General features: G+C 60.4%; 20 protein-coding genes. 9 read left to right on the top strand and 11 right to left on the bottom strand.

Annotated features, from left to right (window positions below):
- Nucleotides 1-175 precede the first annotated feature (175 nt).
- Complete coding sequence (locus tag ACQR1E_RS22730) at nt 176-1,840, bottom strand: GmrSD restriction endonuclease domain-containing protein (RefSeq protein ID WP_434897597.1); 1,665 nt, start codon at nt 1,838-1,840, stop codon at nt 176-178.
- A 332-nt stretch (nt 1,841-2,172) separates the two neighbouring features.
- Between ACQR1E_RS22730 and ACQR1E_RS22725 the strand changes: the two genes are divergently transcribed.
- Nucleotides 2,173-3,735, top strand: coding sequence for a hypothetical protein (locus ACQR1E_RS22725; protein ID WP_434897596.1), 1,563 nt, complete (start codon nt 2,173-2,175; stop codon nt 3,733-3,735).
- A gap of 493 nt (nt 3,736-4,228) precedes the next feature.
- Here ACQR1E_RS22725 and ACQR1E_RS22720 read toward each other — a convergent pair whose 3' ends face one another.
- Both ACQR1E_RS22720 and traA read right to left on the bottom strand, forming a co-directional pair.
- Nucleotides 4,229-4,441: a helix-turn-helix transcriptional regulator gene (locus ACQR1E_RS22720; protein WP_434897603.1), complete on the bottom strand. Its 213-nt coding sequence runs from the start codon at nt 4,439-4,441 to the stop codon at nt 4,229-4,231.
- Nucleotides 4,442-4,569: 128 nt separating this feature from the next.
- Nucleotides 4,570-7,581, bottom strand: a complete 3,012-nt coding sequence (gene traA / locus ACQR1E_RS22715) for a Ti-type conjugative transfer relaxase TraA (RefSeq protein ID WP_434897595.1) — start codon at nt 7,579-7,581, stop codon at nt 4,570-4,572.
- A gap of 171 nt (nt 7,582-7,752) precedes the next feature.
- Between traA and ACQR1E_RS22710 the strand changes: the two genes are divergently transcribed.
- Both ACQR1E_RS22710 and ACQR1E_RS22705 read left to right on the top strand, forming a co-directional pair.
- Nucleotides 7,753-8,079 carry a conjugal transfer protein TraD gene (locus ACQR1E_RS22710; RefSeq protein WP_434897594.1) on the top strand — a complete coding sequence of 109 codons (327 nt, stop codon included), beginning with the start codon at nt 7,753-7,755 and terminating at the stop codon, nt 8,077-8,079.
- A gap of 1 nt (nt 8,080) precedes the next feature.
- Complete coding sequence (locus tag ACQR1E_RS22705) at nt 8,081-8,452, top strand: conjugal transfer protein TraD (RefSeq protein WP_434897593.1); 372 nt, start codon at nt 8,081-8,083, stop codon at nt 8,450-8,452.
- Nucleotides 8,453-8,593: 141 nt separating this feature from the next.
- On the opposite strand, the gene ACQR1E_RS22700 is transcribed toward ACQR1E_RS22705, so the two are convergent.
- The 4 genes from ACQR1E_RS22700 to ACQR1E_RS22685 form a co-directional block, all read right to left on the bottom strand.
- Entirely contained in the window at nt 8,594-9,151 is a 558-nt protein-coding gene (locus ACQR1E_RS22700) for a hypothetical protein (RefSeq protein WP_434897592.1), read from the bottom strand.
- Nucleotides 9,148-9,876, bottom strand: a complete 729-nt coding sequence (locus tag ACQR1E_RS22695) for a dTMP kinase (RefSeq protein WP_434897591.1) — start codon at nt 9,874-9,876, stop codon at nt 9,148-9,150. The genes ACQR1E_RS22700 and ACQR1E_RS22695 overlap by 4 nt, the downstream gene beginning before the upstream one ends.
- A 59-nt stretch (nt 9,877-9,935) precedes the next feature.
- Nucleotides 9,936-10,841 (bottom strand): hypothetical protein, encoded by a 906-nt coding sequence (locus tag ACQR1E_RS22690; protein ID WP_434897590.1) that lies wholly within the window; start codon nt 10,839-10,841, stop codon nt 9,936-9,938.
- A gap of 75 nt (nt 10,842-10,916) precedes the next feature.
- Nucleotides 10,917-11,594 (bottom strand): tetratricopeptide repeat protein, encoded by a 678-nt coding sequence (locus ACQR1E_RS22685; protein ID WP_434897589.1) that lies wholly within the window; start codon nt 11,592-11,594, stop codon nt 10,917-10,919.
- Between the two features lie 372 nt (nt 11,595-11,966).
- Between ACQR1E_RS22685 and ACQR1E_RS22680 the strand changes: the two genes are divergently transcribed.
- From ACQR1E_RS22680 to ACQR1E_RS22670, 3 genes are all read left to right on the top strand, one after another.
- Nucleotides 11,967-12,101, top strand: a complete 135-nt coding sequence (locus ACQR1E_RS22680) for a hypothetical protein (protein ID WP_434897588.1) — start codon at nt 11,967-11,969, stop codon at nt 12,099-12,101.
- Nucleotides 12,102-12,488: 387 nt separating this feature from the next.
- Nucleotides 12,489-13,841: a radical SAM/SPASM domain-containing protein gene (locus ACQR1E_RS22675; RefSeq protein WP_434897587.1), complete on the top strand. Its 1,353-nt coding sequence runs from the start codon at nt 12,489-12,491 to the stop codon at nt 13,839-13,841.
- Nucleotides 13,822-14,991, top strand: coding sequence for a radical SAM protein (locus ACQR1E_RS22670; protein WP_434897586.1), 1,170 nt, complete (start codon nt 13,822-13,824; stop codon nt 14,989-14,991). Before ACQR1E_RS22675 ends, ACQR1E_RS22670 begins: the two co-directional genes overlap by 20 nt.
- On the opposite strand, the gene ACQR1E_RS22665 is transcribed toward ACQR1E_RS22670, so the two are convergent.
- The 3 genes from ACQR1E_RS22665 to ACQR1E_RS22655 form a co-directional block, all read right to left on the bottom strand.
- On the bottom strand, nt 14,972-15,418 hold the full coding sequence (locus ACQR1E_RS22665) for a hypothetical protein (RefSeq protein WP_434897585.1): 447 nt from the start codon (nt 15,416-15,418) through the stop codon (nt 14,972-14,974). The genes ACQR1E_RS22670 and ACQR1E_RS22665 overlap by 20 nt on opposite strands.
- Before the next feature lie 227 nt (nt 15,419-15,645).
- The gene (locus ACQR1E_RS22660) at nt 15,646-16,047 is read right to left on the bottom strand and encodes a DUF6527 family protein (protein ID WP_434897584.1); all 402 of its coding nucleotides are present in this window, start codon (nt 16,045-16,047) and stop codon (nt 15,646-15,648) included.
- 5 nt (nt 16,048-16,052) lie between these two features.
- On the bottom strand, nt 16,053-16,325 hold the full coding sequence (locus ACQR1E_RS22655; RefSeq protein ID WP_434897583.1) for a hypothetical protein: 273 nt from the start codon (nt 16,323-16,325) through the stop codon (nt 16,053-16,055).
- A 26-nt stretch (nt 16,326-16,351) separates the two neighbouring features.
- On the opposite strand from ACQR1E_RS22655, the gene ACQR1E_RS22650 reads away from it, so the two are divergent.
- Together ACQR1E_RS22650 and ACQR1E_RS22645 are read left to right on the top strand one after the other, a co-directional pair.
- Entirely contained in the window at nt 16,352-16,819 is a 468-nt protein-coding gene (locus ACQR1E_RS22650) for an ImmA/IrrE family metallo-endopeptidase (protein WP_434897582.1), read from the top strand.
- 31 nt (nt 16,820-16,850) lie between these two features.
- Nucleotides 16,851-17,030 carry a hypothetical protein gene (locus ACQR1E_RS22645; RefSeq protein WP_434897581.1) on the top strand — a complete coding sequence of 60 codons (180 nt, stop codon included), beginning with the start codon at nt 16,851-16,853 and terminating at the stop codon, nt 17,028-17,030.
- Nucleotides 17,031-17,452: 422 nt separating this feature from the next.
- Here the strand turns inward: ACQR1E_RS22645 and ACQR1E_RS22640 are convergent, their stop codons facing one another.
- Nucleotides 17,453-18,091, bottom strand: a complete 639-nt coding sequence (locus tag ACQR1E_RS22640) for a DUF1353 domain-containing protein (protein WP_434897580.1) — start codon at nt 18,089-18,091, stop codon at nt 17,453-17,455.
- 285 nt (nt 18,092-18,376) lie between these two features.
- Here ACQR1E_RS22640 and ACQR1E_RS22635 point away from each other — a divergent pair, with 285 nt between their 5' ends.
- The gene (locus ACQR1E_RS22635; RefSeq protein WP_434897579.1) at nt 18,377-23,005 is read left to right on the top strand and encodes a CHAT domain-containing protein; all 4,629 of its coding nucleotides are present in this window, start codon (nt 18,377-18,379) and stop codon (nt 23,003-23,005) included.
- Nucleotide 23,006: the final 1 nt, after the last annotated feature.

Here is a 23,006-nt window from a genome sequence, read left to right as displayed (position 1 = left end):
CTGGCGCATCCAGCCCACCACCGTGAAACAGGCGCAAAACTCTAGTTATGGGTGGTCCAAAGTTCGGTCTCACTGCAAAACCCACTCGGACTCTAAATGCTGCTGGATGAAACTTCGGTGGCAGGTCAACTCGTCGCCATCAACGAAGCGACCGGATCAGTCCGTCGCAATAGGGCTAACGACGCTCGGTCCTAAATAGACGAATGCCGGCCTCCGCCTCCATCGCGCGGCAGATAAGTTCGGTCCTTACTTGCAAGAATCGTCGAAAACCTTTCTTCACATTTGGGTCCCAAATGCCGCCAGTGTCCTCTAACGGGATGAGATGGCGGTTCATCTTTCTTTTTAGGGTTAAACCTGGACTGTCCAGTTCACCAACATACCTGCTCGGCCGCTTAGATCCAATCTTCTGGTTCTCTTCTGCAACGAGCAGGCAGACGTTAGAGATCGAATTGTATAATTTAACAGGAATTCCGGCGCTCGCTAAAACTTGGCGCGGGAAAATATGGTGACGATCCTTGCGGTTAGCTGGTGTGGAGTATCGCTGGACCGGGATCTCGTTGAGACCCTTGTCTAGAAGGTGGACTGGTCCGCGCCGCAACAGCATGCAATAGACCGCGCTCGTGATGGCAGTTCGGGATGCGTATTGAGCTTTGCGCACGTCGACCACTTCAATCTGTGGATCATAGCGAAAAGTTCGAGCACGGTTTCGAGCCAGTGCCTCAAAGAATTTAAGGTCGGCTGGAACGCAACGATTGAAGTCGGTGCCTGAATATCGGCTACCGGCAGCCGTCGCCCAGAACCACTTTCGAATTTCGTCTGCTTGCTTCTGACTGGGGCCTCGTCCATTGTGAAAGAAGAAAAACGCTAGCATGCTCAACATGTAATCAGAGGCAAGGAACTCTCGACTTACTACGCTGAATCGTTCGCGCAAGTAGTCCACGGCCTTTCCAACGCAGGGGCCAAGACGGTTCCAATCCCTCGCCAATGAACTGCGCATTCTGGGATCGGTGGTCGCTTCCTTATTGAGGCGCCGAATCCTTGTTTCAATAGCACGTCCGCGAGCTTCTGACCCGCCGCGAATGGCAGATAGAACAAATAGCAATGGTTCATCAGGAATTCCACTAAAGGCAGCATCTATGTGCTGACGAAGTTCGTGTACTATATCTCTAAGATTAAGCGATTCCGCCTGTGTGAAGATCGCGTCTGCGGTGGTCACCTTCATTCCTTGCGTATTAATCCGCAAGAAGGACTCGCGAATGTCGGGAAGTGACCCATGCACGAACATCGTGAAGACGTCGTAATCGAGAATGCGACGGCGATACTCGCGAATTCGTTCCAGTTTGCGCTTGCCGATTCCGTTTAATTTCTGTCGCCACTGAGGGTGCAGCACGGTAGAAAGAGAAATGTAGTGGCCGTCGAGCGGCCGTCGATAGCGAACTGCTTGGTTATCGTCTTCGGAAACCAGCGATAGCACTACCTTAGAAAAATCAACGTCGCGCTTTCTCGCATTCTCCACTTGGTCGCCCTGTCGCACGTGATGCAGTACCGAAACACGCTGTTGGCCATCGATCAGGAACCAAACCCTTCGATTTGTCTGGTTGAATGGAGGCAGTACATGGTATTTTTGTCGCAAGTGCAGGCGCTGACTACGGGGCGTATCCCAGACAAGAATAAGTCCGATAGGCATTGCCCGCAGAATGCTGTCGATCAGCTTTGCTGCCTTTGGGCCATCCCATACGAATTCGCGCTGCAAGCGGGGGACTGCAAATTTTCCTGCATCGACGTCACGAAGCAATTTTGCTATACTGCGTCTGCTTATCCAAGTGTCATGAGCTTTCATGCGAGAGCCGATTCTTTATTGGTCTTCAAATAGCTTGAGCTAGTAGTTGTTCACGGTGACGGATAGCATCATGGTATTACTAATCATGCTGTCAATGCTTTATTGCGCTTAGTTGCGGAGATGGCATCTGGATTCGTTGCGATGGACGATTGAGGATCGTAGGAATTCACTTGTGTGGTAAGTGCTCTTCGAAATGCAATATTTCGCTAGTTTTGCATGAGGCGGCGTATTTGCGTCGGCGGCCAATTGGCTGTCGACGCACTTAGCGAGCCGTCGTCTTGACGAGCCGCGCGTCTACCCAAGCCTGCCTTCGTCAGAGTCGATCGCTATCGATGGAGGAGAAGGTGACCCCGAGGTTAGAGTTAGAGGCAAGCTCTTTCACGCAAGAACAGTTCGAGTTGCTTCAGCGCTGGGGGGATGTCCACTGGGTGCGTTCTCCCGCACAGCTTCAGGCATATGAGAAACTGCAGGCGGCGCACGCCTTAACGAGGCGTTGGGCCGAAGAACTGCAGCTGCGCCTTTTTCCAAGAGGTTCAGTCGAGGGGCGGCAAGCTGTGGTGACGCAGGGGCAACGCTTTCAGCCATACACCTGGAGCCGCATCTATCCGCGCCCGGACGCATCACGAATGCTCGCGTACACCGTGGGAATTGATCGCAGCGGAGACTTTGTCGTCAAGGTGGATACGTACCAGCCGACAGCGCTGCTCAGACGACATTACGAGGAGTTCTGTGGGCCGGCGTTCGACGTCTCCCCCTGTGCGGCCGTCATTCCGGCTCGAGCTGGTTGCTCTCTGAGCCTAAGTAAACTCGTCGACTGGAGCGAGAGAGCGATCCTTGACCTCGAAATCGGCTACGAGCAGGCCGAACAGATTCTAGGATTGGTCCCGCAGGTTCTTTTTCCCCTCACAAGTATCGACGCGGTGCGCGAATGGCTCGGTCGCTGGCGCGAGATGTTGCTCAAGGGTGCTGCATCGCACCGCGGACGATTTTGGGTCGCCGACATCGATCTCGTGATGGAGTTAACGGCTCTGCCGAACCCGAGCCGTGTTCTCACCAGGCTGGGCACCGATCCAACCGGCAAGCGCTGGGCGGTTGAGGTCAATGATCCCTCTCGCGCGGTGGACCACAATTCACTCACGACAGTCGCGAAAGATCCTTCGGGTCGGTGTTTTTTACTTCGGCAGGGCTTGTTGAAGACGGCTGGAGGCCCCGACGTGCCAACGGGGCGCCTCGCGAGCAAGTTGGGACTCGAACCCGTCCATCTGGGCTTCACGGGACAAGGGGCCCGTCGTCTTTGGTACGTCGTCTGCCAGCTCGACGTTCCTGCGGACGAGGTCCGATTGGCTACAGCAATGTTCGTCAGGGCCTGCGAAACTGTCAGGGGATCGACGCCACCGGGATCGTCTTCGCAGGCAAGCACGCGGCTCGGCTTGGACGAGCGAGGTGGAAAATTTGTGGTATCGCCGAGGACCGCAGAGCAGGTTGAACGTAGTCGGCGGCACGGTAGCGTCTATTTGACGCTAAAGGAGGCGATGGCCGCCGCGTCGGTAGAGGTTTACAAACTGGCTCATTCGCTGGGATACGAAACCGACGCGGTCCTGCACCGGCAGGATGGTAGTTTTGCCCTGGTTGAGATCAAGACGGGCAACTCCGCAGGGGAGGTTCACACAGGCGTCGGCCAGCTCCACATCTATCGGAATCTCATGCATGGCATCGCGAGTGCGGAGCTTTGGTTGCTTCTACCAGGATTGATCGAGCCTGATCTACGCCAGGCGCTTGCAGCGGCGGGGGTCGGAACGTTGACGTACGAGATGAGGGAGGTCAATGGCGAAGTCTTGGTCACGATTCCGCAGAAGACCGTGGCCGCCCTTAGCCTCCACCATACATCAGAGTAAATGTTCAGGATCATTTGTAGCCGAATGTTTTCGCAGCATTTGGGAAGGCGGATTATTTTCGACAAGTAACAACGTTGCGGGGAGACTGTGATCTCGGGAGGCACTCCAATTTCGAGGTTAGGAGCGATCTATGTGAATCTTTTAGAACTGAGCCTTGGGGCGCTGACGAAGGACCTCGCCGAACAGTTGGTAGCGCGTGGACTCACGTTGATCATCGCCCGGCCTTACCGATTCGGCTCGATTATCTTCGACAACACCTCGCTAGATTACTACCAATAGGAAATGTATTTTGAAGTTGATCGGACATAAGTCCGTCGAGCGTGGCGCCGCGGCGGCTTCTATCAGGTCGTGAAAGTGACTCGAGATAGGACGGGATGCGAGTCGCTTCTAGTTTCGTCGTGCTTGACGGTCGACGTTAGCCCTTGCCCCTTCATCCCGAATCGGAAGGCATGCAGACGGTCTTGCCAAAGGCTGACAACCACCAACTCCTCCACTAGACCTCATTGAATTTGCCATTCGGACGCCATCGGACCGGATCTGCTATCCACCGGTTGATATCGGATTCATGCCAGCCGGACCCGTTGGTGCTGATCCTTAGCTGAGCCGGGAACGTGCCCTCGGCGATCTTGCGGTAGATTGTAGACCGGGACAGCCCGGTCCTGGCGAGGACGGTTTTCAGACGGATGATTCGATCTGGTTCGCGCATGGCCGCGATGCCTCTCGCTGGCTGTTCCTGAGGGCTTATGAGCCCAGAGATGCCAAGCAGTTGCAGACGGACAAGCGGTTCTCGCGCGTTGCCGAGTGCGGTGTAGAATCGGCGGCGAACAGGATGGGTCAAATGCCAATGCCCCGGCCCCTGCCGAGGTCGATGCCATGGGCGAATGCCAATTCGTGGCCGAGCCTGCGGCCTGATTCGAACGCGATGCCGAGTTCCCGCTTGCGGTTGGCAAGGACGGATTCCAATTGCGGGTCGCGTTCGAGGCTTTTCGCCATGTCGCCCATCGCTGAGCGCGTAGCCTTGTAGCCGGACAAGTCGCCGGCCTGATACAGGCGCCGACTGGTCTGGTCGAGCTTCTGCCAGCGCTCTACGAAGCGGTCGGCGCGGCGGCTCGGATCTGTGCGCACTTCGCTTTCGAGCTGGAGCGCGCGCACAGCCCGGCTCACCTGACCACCGGCCGCCTCGCGAGCCAGCTCCGGGTTCTTCCTGAAAGCAGCCTCGGCGTCGTGCGAGCCAAAGGGGCGCATCTCATCGAAGGCTCGACGCGCCTCTTGCAGCTCTCTTACCTGTTCGCGGCTCGCTGTGCCGCCCGCCTCCCGCGCTGCGAAGATCGCATCTACCGCGCGGGCATGGCGCACCAGCGCTCGTGTCCGGATGCGACGTGCGTCCGCTTCGAGATCTTGCGCTACGTTCCTTGCCGGCACTTCGGCTCGGCGCCGGTCGGCTGCGGGATCGCTGCTTTCCCTTTCCGGCGTTGCCCGTTCGGGTCTCTGTCCGATATGCAGTCCGGCCACATCAGCCGAAGGGCGCAGACCGTCGAAGATGTCACGCAGCTTCTCGGGCATGATCTTGCGCACGATCTCGGTCACGCGATCGCGGAAGGTGATCCCACGCCGCTCGGCGTAGCTCTGGAGCGGATCGGCGCGCTCGTAATCCGAGGCCATGTCCTTGGCGCGGTCGCGCGATAGGGCGCGGGTGAGCCGGTCTGCATCGGCAAAATCATCGCGACCATAATGCAGGTCCACCTCGTCGCGATGCCGCGACAGGGCGACATAGCTGCTGTGGGCGTCCATGCCGGGCGTCGCCAGGACATGGACGCGGTCGACCGTCATGCCCTGCGCCTTATGGATTGTCGCCGCATAGCCATGGTCGAGCCGATTGTAATCCTTGAGGTCGAAGCGCACGGATCGGCCATCGTCGGTCTGCACGGCTATGGACTGCGCGCTGACCTGCTCGATGGTCCCGAGCGTGCCGTTCTTGACGCCAAGGCCGCGCTCGTTCTGCAGGAACATCACCCGATCCCCACTGGCAAAGTTTCTCGCGCCGCGCTCGACCGTCACCTCCACCTCGTCGCCGAGATCGCCAGCTGCCCGCATCCGCTCGCGCGCTGCCTCGTTCAGGATGCGGACCTCGTCGTTCGTGTGGGTCAGGATGATACGGCTCCGATCCAGTGATGACTGCCGGTCGCGATCCCAATGATCAATCAGATCGCCGCGCGCCTGGTCGCGACTCTCAGACTCATGCACCATGCCGTGGGCGCGGTACGCCTCAAGCGCGTGGCCCACCTTGCCGGTCGCCAGATCACGCGTGGCGTCGCGTTGCCAGTCCTCCCTCTGACGGCGCACGTCACCGATCTCGGCGCCGACGTGACGCTCATGAATCGACCGGAACGCCGCGCCGGCTTCGATGGCCTGCAACTGTTGCGGATCACCGACCAGCACCACCTTTGCGCCGGCCTCGGTCGCATGCGACAGCACGCGTTCGAGCTGCCGCGTGCCGACCATCCCCGCCTCGTCGATGACGAGCACATCGCTCGATTTGAGCAGGTCACGACCCTGTCCCCAGCCGTGCTCCAGGCTGGCGATCGTGCGCGAGGCAATGCCCGATCCGCTCTCGAGGTTTTCCGCCGCAATGCCGGACAGCGCGACGCCCCGGACCTCGAAGCCGGCTGCTTTCCACGCCTCCCGCGCCACCCCCAGCATGGCGCTCTTTCCCGTCCCGGCATGGCCGACAACGACGCTGAGATCGCGCCCGTCTGTGACGTGCGCCAATGCCTCGGCCTGCTCGGACGACAGCACCAGGCCGCGCACTTCCGCACTCGCCAAAGCAGCCTGGCGATCGAGATCGCGCACCTCATGGCGCGACCGTTTCGCCATCCGTTCAGCGGCCCGGTGCAGGCGCTGCTCCGCATCGACCATTCCGCGGGTGGTGAACCGATCCTCGCCGCGACCGTCCTTACCGAGTTCGACCAGATCGGGCGCTCCCTGCATCGCGCCCATGACCTGATTGAACTGGTCCATCCCGTCACTGTGACGGTGCCCGAACTTGGCGAGGTCGCGGCGTGTGAAGGTCGATTGCTGCTGGGTGATAGCCTCCAACCCAACGCTGGGATCGGCGATGATCCGCGCGCCATTGTTCCGCGCGATCTCGCGGTGGATCTCGGCGCGATCGGCCTCAAACCCTCCGCCCGCAATGCCCCGAACATTAATCCGCTTCGCTGGCGCGCCGATCTGGCTTTGCGGCTCAAGCGCGATACCCTGGGCCTCCAGACTCCGATGGTCGATCCGCGCGTCGATGTCGAGCTCGGACAAGCGCTCGTTAGCGAGCTCGGCCCAGCGCCGCCGCCAGCGCTCAACCATCTCGGTGCGGTTCCAGTCTCGTACTTTTTGGCCGAACCCGTTCTCGTCGACCGCGCGCATTGTCAGCATGACATGGGCATGGGGTTTGGGCAGGCCGTCCTCGGCCCTGTCCCAATGCACATTGAGATCGGCGATCATGCCGCGACGGACGAACTCGCTCTGAACGAAGTCCCGAGCCAGCTCGATGCCCTGCGCCTCAGTCAGTTCTCGCGGAAGGGCGAACTCGATCTCCCGGGTCAGCTGGGCGTCCTTGCGGACTTCGAATGCTTCGACATCGTTCCAGAGCCGCTCGCGGTCGCTCCACGCCTCCGGCGCATTCTCGGGCAGCATCACCTCGGAATGGACGACGCCGCGCTTTCCAGAAAAATCCTGATCGCGGCCGAGCCGCTCGTCGCGCAGCCGCGAGCCTGAGCGGTAGGCGGCTGAAGCCACCGCGCTGCTCCCGGCCTTGCGGCCGATGACCTTGACGTGAAGATGATAGATCGCCATCGCGATCAGATCATTGGCACAGCGAAGCGCACGTCGGAACGACGTATAAGCGCGCCCTCCCTCGAAAAAATCTCGGTAGGGATTACGGCGTCTCAGCCCGTCCTGATGACCCTACAGCATTGTTCCGGGTGCCCAGCTATCTTCTCTCCACAAACACTGATGGAGGTGACGATGCGCAAACCAAGAGACTTTGATGCGGACCTGAAGGCACTGGAAGACAAGGCGCGCGGGCTAAAAACGCGAAAGGTGCGCCGGCTCGGCGAATTGGTCATCGCGACCGGAGCTGACACACTGACGGCTGAAGAACTGGCCGGCGCGCTGATCGTGCTTGCCGAGACGAAAGAGGCCGGAAGAAGGGAGGCATGGGCCAAGCGCGGCGTCGCGTTCTTTCAAGGCCGGGCGCGCCGAAATGCGCCAGCAGCTGACCGTAATATGGACGGCGCTCCTGCGCAACCGAGCGGCGCGCAATCGTCATCAAGCCGAAAGGGCTCGGCATGACATGCGCACATGGCAAGTCGAGCGCCGCAAGCGCACGCGGCATCTCATTAAATTGGGCGGTCTTGTCGTCAAAGCCGGACTCGTTGGCTTCACAGGCGACGACCGTGCTACGATCTTCGGCGCTCTGCTGTGGATGGCCGACAAGCTCCGAAGCGATCAAGCCGAAGAGGCACGAGAGCTGTGGGTCGCGAAGGGCAAACAAGCGCTTGCCAGGGACACACAAGTGAACAGGTCGAATTGCTCCTGCCAGTGTCGAACGGCTCGAGGCACAGTCGTCAAGGATGAGGAGATCGACCCGGCCGAGCGCGTGCACGATGCGGCGGCCAACGCCGCCAAGGTCGATTTGGCGAACAGCCGCGGAACGCGCTGGTAGAGCACCGAACGATTGTCGCGGCGGGCCATATTGCCAACTGCCGAAACGAACCAGCTCACTTCCGGCATCACGGTCCTACGTCCAGCCGCACCGGAGAGAAACAATTCGATGACCGCATCGCCAAGAATATGATAAGTAAGCCTACTTGCCGATTAGCGGCAATTCGATGTGGTCATCGAGCGGGAAGAACTTTGCGACGAGGCGTGGGCAACTAGCCTTCAGGTCGATGCGGGTGCCGTCGTCCTTTACGGCGACCTGATGCTCCATCGTCAGAAAGAATACTCCGACTTCGGCCTTGTGGCTGCCGATGCCGGGAAAATCCGACAGGCGGTCGAGTAGGTCTTTCAACCCCACCGACGGCTGCCAGATCTTTCGGGCGTCGCCGCGATAACGCGTACAGAGCAGCCGCGTTGTGCCGAGCACATAGCGTGCCATGGTGCGCGGGAAACGGTGAAGCGCAGGGGAGGCAGCGATCGTTGAGGCGAGGGCTGCCTCGTCGAGTTTGCTGATTGACGTGACGCTGGACGTCCCCAGGCGCTCGAACAATTCTCGCGGCGCCTGCCATGACCGTTCGGCGTTTTGGCCTTGGTTGAAAACGAGCCCGAGCAGAAAGGCATTGGCTTCGAGGCTACCCGCAAGGCTCGGTGCCGAGCTACGCACGCTGAGCCTGGCCGCTGGCTTCGCCTTGCGCGCCGTCATGCTGCCTGTCCAGAGGTACCGTTGTGCGCTACCGATCGCGAATCTGTGTCGATCCAGCCGCGCCGGATTAAAAGCTCGATGACTAGATCGGCGAGGTCTCGCGGCTCGGCGCCGTCGACCGGGATCACACTCCAATCTTCGGCTTCCGCCATCGCCAGCAGATTGGAGCGCACCAAGCTTTGATAGGCGATGAAATTCTCCCTGGTGGCGCCGCTAAAGCCGTCGAAATTGCCGCTCTCGGCGAAACCAAACGTGGTCTTGCGGCGCGCTGCAATCTCCGGGCTGACGTCGAGCAGGACGGTAAACTTCGGACGAGTCAACGCCGCGAAGGCACGCGTGGCCTCCTCGGCGATCGCATCCCCCTTCAGCTGGAAGCGCGCGAGAAGCTTCTGACACCAGCTATCGAACAATACTAGTTCGCCGCGCTGCAGCGCGGGGCGCACAAGATGCTGGTCGATGATCTCAAACCAGGCCGCCGACAGATAGACCCAATGCCTGTCCCCCAATAAGTTACGGGGCCCGCTGAGCCCCTGCTGCTCCCACAGTGCCGCGCCGATCGCCGCCATATGGGCCTGCACGTAGGGTTGATCGAACAAAGGACGCTTCGGGTAAATAAATCTTGCGGGAGGATGATGGCCGACCAGCCGGTCGTGAACCAACTTTGCGACCGAGGACTTGCCGGCGCCGTCTCCACCTTCGAATGAGATCGCGATCCCCGTCATCATCATGACGCTCCAGTTGCGTAAAATTCATTTGCGCGCGTATCGGGCGCAAAGCATGCACCTCATGACGTTGCCAACGAGTACGTCGCGAAATCATGTAGCAGCACACGGTTGCAGACCGAAATCTTGTTCGTCGAAACGTCGAGCAAGGTCTGAAAGCCCGGCACTCCCATCACACAGAGTCCCGCATTCACAGCTGGTGAGTTGGCCAGCGGCGAGCTCGGCATCGCCGACTCGCCCTCGTCATTGGCGGCGAGTATACCTGTCGCCACCAAGCGGTTTGCAAGCTTGAGCAGCGATTGCACCCAGATATTTGGCGTTGGTTTACCAAACGCGCCAAGATGCTGTTGCATTGCAGCAGCGGCAGCCGTCAGCGATGGGAATCGTCCTTCTCGGGCGATCGCGAACGACCATTTCGGCGCAGGGTCGACCAATTCGATTTGAAGCAGGCCAAGCAGGCAGGCGCGTTGCGCCAGTTCGCCAGCGACCAGGAGCGCGTCCTCGTGGCGGTGGTCGAAGTACAGCCCGGCGACATCCTCGAAAGTGCTCACGTAGTAGGAGGACATATAGGTGGCGAGCGCGACCCGTAGCGGTTCGCGGCAGCTCTCCAGTCGGCGGCGCAAATCGCTGTGCGAGACGATCTCAGTGCCGAGGAGCACACGGGCCAGAAACCGCAGGTCTACGAAGCTGAACGGCGAAGGACCGGCGTTGATGCTCGGCCGGTAGCTCGACAGCCGCGTGCAGAAGCTGTCAAGCCAATCCAGATCGCGGAGTTCCAGATCCGCGCGCGGAAAAGAGCCTGCGATGGCGACCAGATCGGACATTTGGTCGCGGCCGGCGATGGCGAACAGGTCTGTGTCCGAGGTTCGGTTCCGTCGTTGCGTGGTGGAGCTTCCGCCGAGCGCAAAGATGAGTGGCCCGCGATGATGGAGGACTTGGGCCAAACGCGCCAGCGGTCTTGCCGACATATCCGATACTCAGCGCCTGAGGTCCGACTATCCGAAGCGGCGCGCCAGACCCGCAGGGATCTGACGCGCCGACGATCAGATGACGAGGCGGTTGATCGCCGACAGGTCGGCAGCGAAAGGCCGCAGGTTGACGTTGGCGGCGAGCAGGTCACGCGCGACGCCTTGTTCGCGCTTCATGTGTTCGCCGATGAAGTTCGGCGCGTGCTTCAGCGCAGCGTCGAGCGCTTCCAACGCGCCCTTGCCGTCGCCACGCGCCAGCCGGGTACTGGCGGTTACCGACAGCGCGGCCACGTCGCCAGGATTAAGCGACAGCGCCGCCTCTGCGGAATCGGCGGCCGAATCCGCTTGGCCGGCGGACAGCAGGATTTGACTCAGAATCGCCAAGTAGCTCGGCTTGGTATCGGCGATCTGGGTGTGAATGCTGCCCTTCGGATCCAGCGATATCGCGCGCTTGATCCAGCTCTCCGCGGTGTCGAGATCGTTGGCACGCCAGTAGCTGACCGCGAGCCGCCCCGCTGTCTCGGGGCTCTCCCGCATGTTGAAGCTCGCCAGCAGATGCTTCTGCGCCAGTTCGTACTCCTGCAACTGATACAGCGCGAGGCCAGTCAGGTACTCGCGCTGCTCCGGCGCACGCTCGGCGTCGGCCTCCTTGAGAAGTCGCTCGGCGGTCTCAATCGCCGTACGATGAGCCTCTAGTCGCTGCTTGGCGACGCTGCCCTTGACTGCTGACGTGTGAGTTTCTGACTTTGCCATAACCGTTCGCCTTGTGTGAGTTGATAAGGTGAAGAACTGGCCAGTTGCTCGCTAGCGATGTTGCCGCAGACCGAAACGTTGATGCCGCAAAAAGCTAAATTACGAGTCTTCTAGACGACGCGATCAGTTGGACAAGAGATGCTCCTGATAGCGAGTTAGTCATTCGATAGTTCCGAAGCGTGAAGCCGCAAACGGAGATCGTCCGCTATACTCGTGCATATCGACAGAAGGATAGCGGCGGACCGGTCGAATTAAAAGCGGGGCGCGGGCGCGTAGCTGTGGAAATAATTTCATTTGCAAGTTGTGGGAAACGGTGCGAGTATCCTTTGTGTGTAACAGCCAGACGTAGCATGCCAGACCAGGGAGAAGATCATGGTTTTTGGTCAATCGAAACGTTTGAAGGCCGCTGCGCGTAGCATCACTAAGAAGGCAGCCAAGAAACTCCCAGGGCCGGCGGCGAAGCCGAAGAAACGTCGTATTTACAAGATCTCCACATTTCATCACTGACTAGCTGAACAGCAGCGCCGCAATTCCGGCTCGTTCCTTCGAGACGAATAGATTTTGCTAGCTATCGGTCGCAGTCGCGGGCATTTCGGCTGCACGCGGTTGACTTGCGCACTGATCGACGCAGCGATTTTCGTGGCATTGAGATTGGGAATGTCATCCTAAGCGCGCCGCTTAGATCTAGCCGCAAATCTGCTCCGAGCCGTCCAGGTTGCTTTCTATTCTCTCCGCTTCGTTCTCGTCGTTTGCAGGGTCTCTCTTCTCGTGTGAAGGGTCTCTCTTCTAGTCGATGTTGTAGCGGTTGCGACGGCGTCATCTAGCTATTTTTGTTCTATGCGGGTTAGCGTGCGCTTTGACCGGCCTTTTTCGCGCGATAGGATGGAGGTCTTAATGCGTTATGTTCTCCGCAATGAGTTCTTCGGTGGGATCGTCTACGATCGCGTTGAGCGGGACTACCTGCATCTCGATCACCTGGCGGTGCGGCTGCTGAAGCAGCCATCGAAGCCGCTCAGCGGAGCGGAGTTGCGCCGGTTCGATGCCGATCGAGCCGAGGCCGGCGAGGTGCTGGCCGACCTGCGCGATCGGCAGTTGCCCGGCAACGTAGAAGTGCTCGGCAATGCGGCGATCCCGGGCATGTTGTCTGCGCCGCTGCGGATCTTCCTGGAGATCACGTATCGCTGTCCGGAAAAATGCGCTCACTGCTATACGGAATCCGGCGATAAACGGCCCAATGAGCTCTCCCTCGCCAACAAGCTCGACATCGTCGACCAGATGGCGCAGATGGGCAGCTATCGGCTCTCGATCGCCGGTGGCGAGCCGCTCGTCGACGATGATTTTTTTCCGGTAGTGGAACGCGCGGTGCAGCACCATATCGATGTGTCATTTTCGACCAGCGGAATTCCGGTAACGGAGAAGATGGCGAGACGGCTCGCTGAGCTCGACATCCGCACCGTCAATATCAGCCTCGACGGCGGTGACCAGCAGTCCTACGAGCAGGTCCGCGGTGAGGGACGTTTCAAGCACATGCTGCGAGGCGTGCGTAATCTGCGCCGGCATTATCCCGGCAAGATCGCCGCCAAATGCACGTTGATGACGTCGAACATCCGCAACCTCGAGTCGATCATCCGGCTCGCCGAGGAGCTGGAATTCGATGTTGTGAAATTCAATTGCGTGCGCGAGGCTGGCCGCGCAATCCAGCAGTCTTCGCTGGTCCCGACCCAAGACGAATACATCGAGTCGATGAAAATCTTGTCCGACTTTTACAACAACAAGAAGAGCAAGATCAAAATGGTGCTGCCGGTGAACCCGTATCAGAAGCTGGGCGGCGACGCGCCAGACTTCATCGGTGAACTCGGCTTTGGCTGTTACGCGGGCAAGGAGAGCTTCTGCATACGCGCCTCGGGTGAGATCCAGCCCTGCACGAGCTTTGGCGCGCATCTCTATGTCGACGGCAACGCCAAGACTCGGGCGCTGGAGGACGCGTGGCTGAATGGCGGCGCGATTCGGCTGTTCCGCAACCTCGAAGGGAGCAGTGCCTGTCAGACCTGTCCGTCCTATTCGGGCTGCCGGGGCGGCTGCTATTTGCGCTCCTTCACCGCCTATGGCGACATCAACGCCACCGATCCGTATTGCTACGAGCGGCGCAACGAGCCGATGACAGAAGCGACGAGGGGGGCCGATCGGCCGACCGAAGTGGCAGAGCAACCGCAGTCCCGGTACGGCCATGAAGCTCTATCTCCGTGAAGAGTATTTTGGTGGAGTGCTCTACGATCCGGCGACCGCGAGCTACTTCAATCTCGGTCCAGAGCATGTCGGCGAGTTGACCGAGGCGGCGCGGCAGCAAACGGCGCGTCGGCACGGCAGTTGGCTGACTGGGATCCTTAGAGAGGAGCAGTCGATCGACCTTGTGATGATCCGCAATCCGGTGGCCCGCCCCGGGGTGCTGTCGGCGCCCTTGAAAGCGTTCTTCAACCTCACCAAAAGATGCAACCTTTATTGCGCGCACTGCTACAACAGTTCCGGCGAGCCGGATTCGCCAGAATTGGGTTTCGCGGACATCGTGGCGGCGCTCGAGGCCTTGCATCGCCACGGCGTCTTCAAACTAACACTGGCCGGCGGCGAGCCCATGTTTCATCGCCATTTCGACGATATTCTGGGGCGCCTGCGTGCGACAGATCTTGCGGTGTCGATCGTCACTAACGGGATCTGTATCACAGACGACCGCGCCCAGCTGCTCGGCGCAACGGCGAGTCTGCGCTCAGTGACGGTGTCTCTCGATGGTGCCAGCCCCGACACCAACGACTTGGTCCGAGGCCGCGGCGCGTTCCAGCGGGCGGTAGCTGGTGTGCGATCGTTGCGGCGCCATTATGATCGGGAATTAGCACTGCGCATTACCTTGATGCGCAGCAATCTCGGCGAGACCGACCGCTTCGCCGAATTGGCGGATCACCTTGGCGCATCCGAGATCAAGGTGAATTCCATCAATCCCTATGGCCGCGCCATCGGCCGAGACGATCTGTTGATCGGCAATGCTGAGTATGTTGCTGCTAGGGACCGATTGGCCGCCGCCGCGCGCCGGCACGGCCTGCCAATCGAGGTTCCGGCCCACAAATACCAACGGGACGCCAACGACCAGGTAGGGCTGTGCCGCGCTGGCGAGGAGACCTGCGAGATTGACGGCGACGGCCGGGTTTTCCCGTGCTCTTTCTCGTTCGGTCGGTTCTGCGCGGGCAATCTCGCTGCTCTGCCGTTCACCGAAATATTGCGGACATTGCAGCAACATTCGATCGACGACCCTTGGTGCCTCGGTTGCAAGGGCCGCGGCGGCAAGGCAGAAAAGGTCTATGGCCGGGTGCCGAAGCTGGTGGAGAGAGTCACGGCTGCAGGGAGCTAACCAGAGGTCGGGGGATCGACGAAAGGCGACCGTTGCTGACCAGTTCCTTTAACTGCTCCGCAAGGTCAAACTCTGCTCGGTAGTTGAATGATTTGCCAGCGATTCCCATTAGGGTGTTCGGGAACTGTATCCCCGTGCGGGCGATCGCGATCACCGGGATCTCTTTCGCGGCGGCAAAGCCCGCTTCAATACCGATGCCAACACCCTTTTCGGAGACTTCTACCAGCACGGCGTTGCTAGTCGAGAGCACGGCGAAGGTGTGGCGCATCAGCTCGTGGGCGTCGAGCTGGACCTTGCCCCAGCGCTCAACTTCGCGCGCGATGCAAAAGCAGCGGAAACCTGACGCCTCTACGGCGCGGTAGATCATCTCGATCAGAACGCGGTTGCTGGTGTCAGGATAATATTTGATGGCAAGATAAATCTGCATAGGACAGCTGCCCGCGGATGGGAAGTTTGAAGTTGTTATCTTTCTATGACTCAGGCGACGGGACAATGTGAATCTCAATGGGACGGCCTGTCGGCGGCGGTCGGTTTCGCATTCTGGCGTCGCCGACGACTTCACCGCCGTGGCCTTCTGGAATCACCAAGGGATGATCGCGTAGACTGTTTTCCCCACGGGGGACGGTTTCAGGCTCGTTGCGGAGAATAGTGCCATTATAGGCCGACCATTGCTTTGAGCCCTGCAATCGTCCTTGCGATCAATATGCGGATCCAGCTCGTCCATGTCTGCAGCTCGGATTCCCGTTCGACATGGCGGGCGATCTGTCGGCGCATCGTCGACGAGGCCGAGAACGCGGCGAGCCAACGTACCTGGCCTGAGGTGATGATGTAGTGGGACTTGCAAACCGCATCACAGACCGAGATCGACGGTCGCACGGTCGCGAAACCGTTTTGCTGTGAAACCTGATGACTATCGGGTACCAGGAGCATCACGCGATGTCTGCAGCCGCAGGCGCAGGAAAGCGCCGCGACCTCGAATTCCGGGGAATGGTAAAGGACGCCCTTCTCTAATTGCTTGGGCAGGCGTTCGACGGCCCGATACGTGAAGCTCACCATATGTCCTAATCTATCTCCATCGTCGCGGTATCGAAGATGTACGACGCCGCCTCGTCGAGCCGGTCGAGCAGCTTGAAATGCTGCTTGAATCGGACGACGGCCATGACGGCGTTCAGCGCGTTTAACTCCGTGATCTGCGCCTGCTTGCGGTACTCGTTTTCCTTGGCGTTCTCGACGGGCAGCCGCGCGCTGCCGACATTGTCGTCGTAAGCCTTGCGGTCGGTGCCCGTGATGCGCACGAATCCGCTCAGGCCCACCAGCGACCGGTCCAGCCCCATCCCGCAGTCGACGTAGGGAATTCCCCGTGCGCTCAGCCAATCGACGATCAGCCTGCCAGCGATTCAGCGTCTGCCATGAAGTGGCCCACGTCGCCCTCGGAATCGAGGCCGACCATTCTGCGCCAAGCTGGAGCTATTTGCGCCGGCCGCCGGGCGAGATCGCGTGCGACGTCTTCGCCGCCGAACTGCTGCTGCCGTACCGGTTGTTCAAGCCTAAGGTCGATAGTGCCGACATGGGACTCGCCGCGATCGGCGAGCTGGCCGACGAGTTCGACGCGTCGCTGCTTTCCACCGGTTCGCGTTTCGCGACCTTCTCGCGCGAACTTTGCGCCTTCGTCGTCTCGGAAGGGGGCAAGATCCGCTACAGCGCGCGATCGGCGCGCCTGCGCCAGGCGAAGGGTTGGATCAGGCCGGGCATGCCTCTGCCGGCCGATTCCTACAGCGTACGCGTCCGCGCGGGCGAGACCATCCGGTCCCGAGGAAGCCGAGCCTGATGCCTGGTTCGACGATTGGGAGCGTGGCGGGGTGCTGATCGAAGACACCCGTTATCTTGCGCCATGGGACCAGACTCTGACCTTGCTGTGGTTCGACGACGACGAGTTGGCGCCGCCGGCTCCCGAACGTAAGCCGTGGGACGAAGATTCTTACCGGCTACGCGAACTCGATGGCGTGCTGCCTTGGCCCGGTCGATCGAAGCGCAAGTAGAGACGTAGACACCTTCAGAGATACGTCTCGAAGGGGAGCGTCCCGGCTGGACCGTAAGTATCCGCCGGGCCTGACCCAAGGAGGTCGGGGGCTCCCGAGCGGTCGGTAGCCGCCCGGCCAGCTCCGTAGCTTGAGGCACCACGCCAAAGGCTCCGCGCCGGCACCCGCCGCCAGATGGGCACATCCAATTGTCCGAACGAACTCAGGCCGAGGTCAAACTTGGACGCAAGGTCAGGCAGTTTGCCCGTGATGGTTCGCCGTTTTCCGCTATAATCCGCCGAACGGATGCGGGTGGCGCAGTGGGCAGCAGGCGCCGAACCATAGCTAAGGGTTTAAAATCGCTCGGAAATAGCATTTTCTGGTGCGGACACTCTCTCCGCCAGGGTCCCTTCATCAGTCTCCCCCCCCCTGCGCGTGCGAGATCATTCTGGATCGCGGAAAACGCCGGGCCGTTGTTTCCACTCACGCCAAGTGATGCGTGGATCGCCAGGATAATCCTTGAGGATCCGATGCTCACCGGCAGCTTTCAACTTCGCATTTTGTCGCCAGGCCAGACCGCCGCCGAGGCGAACGGCCTCGTAGATGGTAGTTGCGGTGACCGTGCCCACACCAAAATCCTCCATGGCGAGCTTGAGGATCTGATCGCACACATGACGCGGCCGTGTTTGCGTCCAGTACAGATAGTCGTGGATCACGGCAGCATACGCATACTCCCCGTCGGGTCGCAGGAGAGTCCAGAACGGGCGCGGTATGCTGGCGAAATCCGTGACGAAGCCCGCCGGCACTGTGACCTCCTGGACTGCGCTCGACGCGTCATTCGGCTTCCAGCCGATCGGCTTGATCAGGAAATACATCGGATCCTTGAACCGGGTGATCTCCAGGGTCCCGACGGGAAGTCGGTTCGATGCCAGCCATTGGTCCATCCAATGTTCGACCAAATGAGGGTCCGATCCGCGCTTTGCTGCCAGCGCCTCCACGGATGACAACGCAAGCAGCGGCGGGGCGGCCCATCTCGCGCCCCACGATGAAGCGATGCCGCCCAGAAAATCACGACGATTCATCCCGAGCTCCCCCAAAGATCCGCCCTTGATCCAGCCGGCCACACTCACAGCTCTCCAGAGGTGGCTTTCCTCAGGACGCTCTCCCGTCTGATGCCTCTTCAATTTATGGTAGCGGAGCGATATAATCAATCTCATCTGCGCTGTCCTCTGGTCTCGATCGTCCGACCGGGCCGAGCATGAGGCGCGTTGATTGGTTGCCCAGCGATGACGCGATCGATGCCTTTCGACACGATAGGAGCACGTCAGCGGTTCTGCGCCATTCGCACAGCTGTGCGACCACTTGTCTTGGCGCTCCTGATCGCGGTCGCTCCCGCAATGGGGCAAGCCCAGCTCAACGGAGATCCCGAAACCAGCTTCAAATCGGTTGTCGCGCTTCTGCAACAGGCGGGGGCCACGCGCGACAATGATGAGCAGATCAGATTGCTCGAGGAGGTTATCGCACGCGTTGTCGCCATGAAGGAGTGGCCGCGCGCGATGCCACGGGAGGTCTGGTTGGGATTAATCCGTCACAGCCTCGGCAAGCACTACATGGTCCGTACCACCGGCGAGCCGGCCGACAATGTCGATCACGCCATCGCGCTGTTTGAAGCGGTGCAAGATGTCCTAGACATCAAGCGGGACCCACGGACGTGGGTCGAGAACCACGTTCAACTCGGCCAAGCCTACATTCGCCGGCTCAACGGCGACCGGCAGCAAAACCTGAAGAAGGCTAGCGACGCGCTCGAGCCTCTCAGATCGGTGCTCGACCGGACGCGAACGCCGGAGCTCTGGGCATCGGTCATGAGCAATCTTGGCTATGTCTACAGCCGGCTGGTCCTCGGCGGGGGCGAGCACAACATAGACAGGGCCATTGCCGACATCGCAGCGGCCGATACTGTCTTCACAAAAGAAAACTACCCCGAAGCCTGGGCGGTCAATCAGTCAACCCTCGGCGAAGCTCTTTCTCATCGCACGACCGGGAGCAGAGTTGACAACCTCCAGAAGGCGATTGCGGCCAACGAGGCGGCCGAATCCGTCTTCGACCGCAGCACCGATCCTCGCTGGGCTCTGAACGAGTTCGCCCGGGGCACGGCGCTGCTCGCTCTGTCAGAGCAGCAACGTGACGCCGCCGAGGCGAACCGGACGTTCTTGAATGGAATAGCCGCGCTCGAAGCCGCACGCGAGCTCATCCCGCGCGAGGATTATCAGAGCGATTGGGTCACACTCCGGTTCGTGCTGGCCGGTGCCTACCGCAAGCGCACGAGCGGATCCCCGGCCGATGCCGATCGTCGGGCGATCACGAACTACGAGGAGTTCCTAGCGGCTGCCTCGCGCGAGCGCGATCCGATGCGATGGGCGGCAGCCAATGCCGATCTGGCACATTTGCTGCTGAGCGCCGGCGCGACGGCTGACAATGTTGAACGGGCGATCCGCCTGCTGCGCGAAGCGTCGACGGTCTATACGCACGCCGACTTTCCGGATGCATGGGGGCAGCTGCAAGCAGCCCTCGGTCTGGCCTATTTCTTACGCCGCGAGGGTGATCCGGCCGAAAACCTGGAAGTCGCGATCAGCTCCTATCAGACCGCTTTGGCAACGTTACGCCCAGAAAGCAACATTCCAAAATGGGGCGATGTTCAGAACAACTACGGAGGGGCGCTCCTTGCACGTGTCCGAGGTGTGCACGAAAACAACTTACGACAGGCCGTCGCGGCATTCAAGGCAGCCCTGACCATTCGCACCCTGGAACACTTTCCGCGAAGCTGGGCCGAAACGCAGGCGAATCTGGGACGAGCCTACTCCGACATGGAGGACGGTGACCGCGGCGCCAACATCGATGCAGCCGTCGCCGCGTTCGAGGCCGCGCAGACTGTCTTCACCCGCGCGAGCGATCCGGTTGAATGGGCCAACAGTGCCATGCGGATTGGCTCTCTGCTGTTGCACCACCCGCGCGATCCGGCCAGCAAAGTCGAACGCGCTATTACATCTCTCGAAGCCTCCGGGGAGGTCTACGCACGACAGGCTCACCCCAGGGAATGGGCTTTCATCGAGACCTACCTCGGTTCTGCATATCGGGATCGCTACAGCGGTAGCAAGCTTCGCAATCTGGAGCAATCGATCCAGCACTATGAGGCTGCCTTGTCGGTGCTGAGCCGGAACTCTGACCCCCGCGGCTGGGCGCAGGCGATGAACGGGCGCGGGATGAGTTACATCATCCGCATCGAAGGATCAAAGAAGGACAACATTGATGCGGCCCTGAAGTGTTTCGATGAGGCGCAATCGGTTTACACCCGCCAAGCCGCTCCGCTCGATTGGGCCATGGTCCAGAACAACCGCGGTCTTGCCTTGGTGGAACGTTCTGCTGACCAGGCAAGCATCGACACGGCGATCGACGCCTACAAGGACGCCATCGCCGTCTACGATGAGCACGGGTCCAGGCAGCTGTGGGCGGAAACGCAAGGAAACCTCGGACTCGCGCTGAAACTGCGCATATCGGGGTCACGGGCCGACAATATCGAGGCGTCAATAGCCGCATTCGAAGCCGCCCTGGAGGCCACTTCAAAGGAGCAATATCCGGACTTCTGGGCGACGACCCAGGCCAATCTCGCCAACTCGCTGTTGGACCGGCTCCACGGTGTGAACGCTGACAACGTCGAGCAGGCCATCCAGCGCTACCAAGCGGCGCTTTCGATCCAGACCAGAGAACACTATCCCGAGGACTGGGCAAGGCTGCAAGTCGATCTTGGCTCGGCCTTTCGCCTGCGCGTCTGGGGCAACGCGAGGCAAAATCTGGCCAACTCCATCTTGGCATACCAGCAGGCACTCACTGTTCTGACACCGGATGAATTTCCGCAGCAATGGGCCTTCGCATCCATGAGTCTAGGTCATGCGTATCGCAGCAGAAGCGATGACCTCGATAACGTCAACAAGGCGCTTTCGGCTTACGCCGACGCAGCAAAGATCTATCGGCGCGAGCAGGACCCGGACGACTGGGCCATTCTCGAAACCAACATCGCAAGCGCTTATCTACAAATCGCTCCGCGCGTAGGCTACGATCAGGCTGAGCTCCATCTGAACGCCGCGCGTCCGCTCCTTTCGCCTGAGACAAGGCCGCGAGAGCATCTTCAGGTCGTACACGCGCTTGGAAATGTAGCTGCCGCACGGTCCGACTGGCCGCAGGCGCTCGCTCACTACCAGGACGCCATCGCGACCTTCCGCCTGCTGTTCGGAATGGGGCTGGATCAGGCTGAGGCGCGGGAGGTCATTTCCAGCAGCCGGTCGCTGTTCGCTGACGCTGCCTTCGCAGCTGCCAAGCTTGGCGACCTGCACAACGCATTCCGCCTGCTCGAAGATGGCAAGGCGCGGCTGCTCAATCTGTCGCTCCGAATCGACTCGCTCAAGCTCTCCGCTGACGAACGCAGCCGGCGGGACGAGCTTCTCGCCAAGATCAATAATGCCGAGCGGCAGTATCGATTGGCGACTGGCCTGCGAAAGGCATCCGCGCTGACAGAGCTCGATGCTCTCCGTCGGCAGTTGGCTGATCTCATCAGATCGCACGACGGCGAAGATGCGGAGACGGATGGCGCCGCAGGGGCGCTGGACCGTGTAGCCTCGCTTCTCAGAGAGGGCCGTGCCATCGTCGCCCCCGTGGTCACTGAGTCAGGCGCCATGGTGCTCGTGGCGACCGCCGCCCGTGACGGCACGATTGAGCTTTCGAGTCACAATGCGGGATCTCTCGACTCCCGCAACCTAGCAGAGTTCGTGCGCGGCCGGGATTCATTGAAAGAGCTCGGCGGCTGGTTCGGTGCCTATCAGGCCAACTATGTCTCCCGTCTTGCCGGCCGGCAGAAATGGCAGACGTGGTTTGCCGCAATCGACGATCTCGGGCCGAGCCTCTGGACTCTAATTGGCAGCGCAATCTCGGAAGCCATCGTCGGTTCCGGCACTAAGCCCGGGGCGGAGCTGATCATCGTCCCCCAAGGCATGCTCGGCGTGGTTCCGATCGGAATGGCCCGGAGCCCGAAAAGCGGGCGTCGACTGATGGATGACTATGTCGTGACCTACGCGCCGAGTGTGGCGGCGATCGCTACGATCGCCGAGCGCCTGCGGACACTACAGTCCACGGCCGAGGTGTCGCTTGCCGCGGTCATCAACCCGACATCAGACCTGAGGTTTTCGACGATTGAAGGAGCGCTAGTCGAAAGCAACTTTCCAGCAGGCAATAGGGCAGTTCTTGAGGGTGATGCGGCGACGATCGACGGCATTCTCAAAGCGATCAATGGACGCTCATATTGGCATTTCGCCGGCCACGGCAGCTTTAATTGGATGGACGCCAGCGCAGCGGGACTGTTGCTGAAGAACGAGGTCCTGTCGGTCGCCTCCCTTTCCCAAGCGCCGGCCCTGGGCACCCCCAGGCTCGTCGTGCTGTCGGCTTGCGAAACCGGCCTGCATGACGCGGTTCGCACTCCGGACGAATTCTCCGGGTTGCCGGCCGCCTTCCTGCGTATCGGAGCGGTCGGCGTCATATCGACCCTGTGGCCGGTGAACGATATTTCAACGGCATTTCTAATGGCGAAGTTCTACGATCTTCACCGGAAGCAATCGGTGCCCCCAGCCCGTGCGCTCCAGCTCGCGCAGGACTGGATCAGGCAGGCGACCTTGCAGGATCTGCGCGCCTACGCATCTGCCGCTGTGAAAGATGGGCGAATGTCCGTGCAATTGGCGTCGCCGCTTCTGAACCTACGCAACAAGACGGACGAGGAGGTTGACAGCACGGGCCCATCCGATCAAGTGCCTGACGGCACATTGGACGAGCGTCGCAAGCCTGAGCAGGTGCCTTCAGGCACCGCAGCGGCGGGTGGACTTCCGGTGCCAGACCGCGAGCGCCCCTATGCGCATCCATTCTACTGGGGTGGGTTCGTAATGACGGGCCAATGAC

This window comes from Bradyrhizobium sp. HKCCYLRH1030 (genome assembly GCF_051168395.1).
In the GTDB taxonomy this organism is placed as follows: Bacteria; Pseudomonadota; Alphaproteobacteria; order Rhizobiales; family Xanthobacteraceae; genus Bradyrhizobium.
This window is presented reverse-complemented; position numbering and strand designations above follow the sequence as displayed.

Excerpts from the sequence above, each read along its gene's own strand:
- ACQR1E_RS22690 (WP_434897590.1), bottom strand. The coding sequence starts at position 10,841 with ATGTCGGCAAGACCGCTGGCGCGTTTGGCCCAAGTCCTCCATCATCGC.
- ACQR1E_RS22725 (WP_434897596.1), top strand. The coding sequence starts at position 2,173 with ATGGAGGAGAAGGTGACCCCGAGGTTAGAGTTAGAGGCAAGCTCTTTC.
- ACQR1E_RS22675 (WP_434897587.1), top strand. The coding sequence starts at position 12,489 with ATGCGTTATGTTCTCCGCAATGAGTTCTTCGGTGGGATCGTCTACGAT.
- ACQR1E_RS22680 (WP_434897588.1), top strand. The coding sequence starts at position 11,967 with ATGGTTTTTGGTCAATCGAAACGTTTGAAGGCCGCTGCGCGTAGCATC.
- ACQR1E_RS22665 (WP_434897585.1), bottom strand. The coding sequence starts at position 15,418 with ATGCAGATTTATCTTGCCATCAAATATTATCCTGACACCAGCAACCGC.
- ACQR1E_RS22660 (WP_434897584.1), bottom strand. The coding sequence starts at position 16,047 with ATGGTGAGCTTCACGTATCGGGCCGTCGAACGCCTGCCCAAGCAATTA.
- ACQR1E_RS22685 (WP_434897589.1), bottom strand. The coding sequence starts at position 11,594 with ATGGCAAAGTCAGAAACTCACACGTCAGCAGTCAAGGGCAGCGTCGCC.
- traA (WP_434897595.1), bottom strand. The coding sequence starts at position 7,581 with ATGGCGATCTATCATCTTCACGTCAAGGTCATCGGCCGCAAGGCCGGG.
- ACQR1E_RS22730 (WP_434897597.1), bottom strand. The coding sequence starts at position 1,840 with ATGAAAGCTCATGACACTTGGATAAGCAGACGCAGTATAGCAAAATTG.
- ACQR1E_RS22720 (WP_434897603.1), bottom strand. The coding sequence starts at position 4,441 with ATGCGCGAACCAGATCGAATCATCCGTCTGAAAACCGTCCTCGCCAGG.
- ACQR1E_RS22640 (WP_434897580.1), bottom strand. The coding sequence starts at position 18,091 with ATGAATCGTCGTGATTTTCTGGGCGGCATCGCTTCATCGTGGGGCGCG.
- ACQR1E_RS22670 (WP_434897586.1), top strand. The coding sequence starts at position 13,822 with ATGAAGCTCTATCTCCGTGAAGAGTATTTTGGTGGAGTGCTCTACGAT.
- ACQR1E_RS22655 (WP_434897583.1), bottom strand. The coding sequence starts at position 16,325 with ATGGGGCTGGACCGGTCGCTGGTGGGCCTGAGCGGATTCGTGCGCATC.
- ACQR1E_RS22705 (WP_434897593.1), top strand. The coding sequence starts at position 8,081 with ATGCGCACATGGCAAGTCGAGCGCCGCAAGCGCACGCGGCATCTCATT.
- ACQR1E_RS22695 (WP_434897591.1), bottom strand. The coding sequence starts at position 9,876 with ATGATGACGGGGATCGCGATCTCATTCGAAGGTGGAGACGGCGCCGGC.
- ACQR1E_RS22700 (WP_434897592.1), bottom strand. The coding sequence starts at position 9,151 with ATGACGGCGCGCAAGGCGAAGCCAGCGGCCAGGCTCAGCGTGCGTAGC.
- ACQR1E_RS22710 (WP_434897594.1), top strand. The coding sequence starts at position 7,753 with ATGCGCAAACCAAGAGACTTTGATGCGGACCTGAAGGCACTGGAAGAC.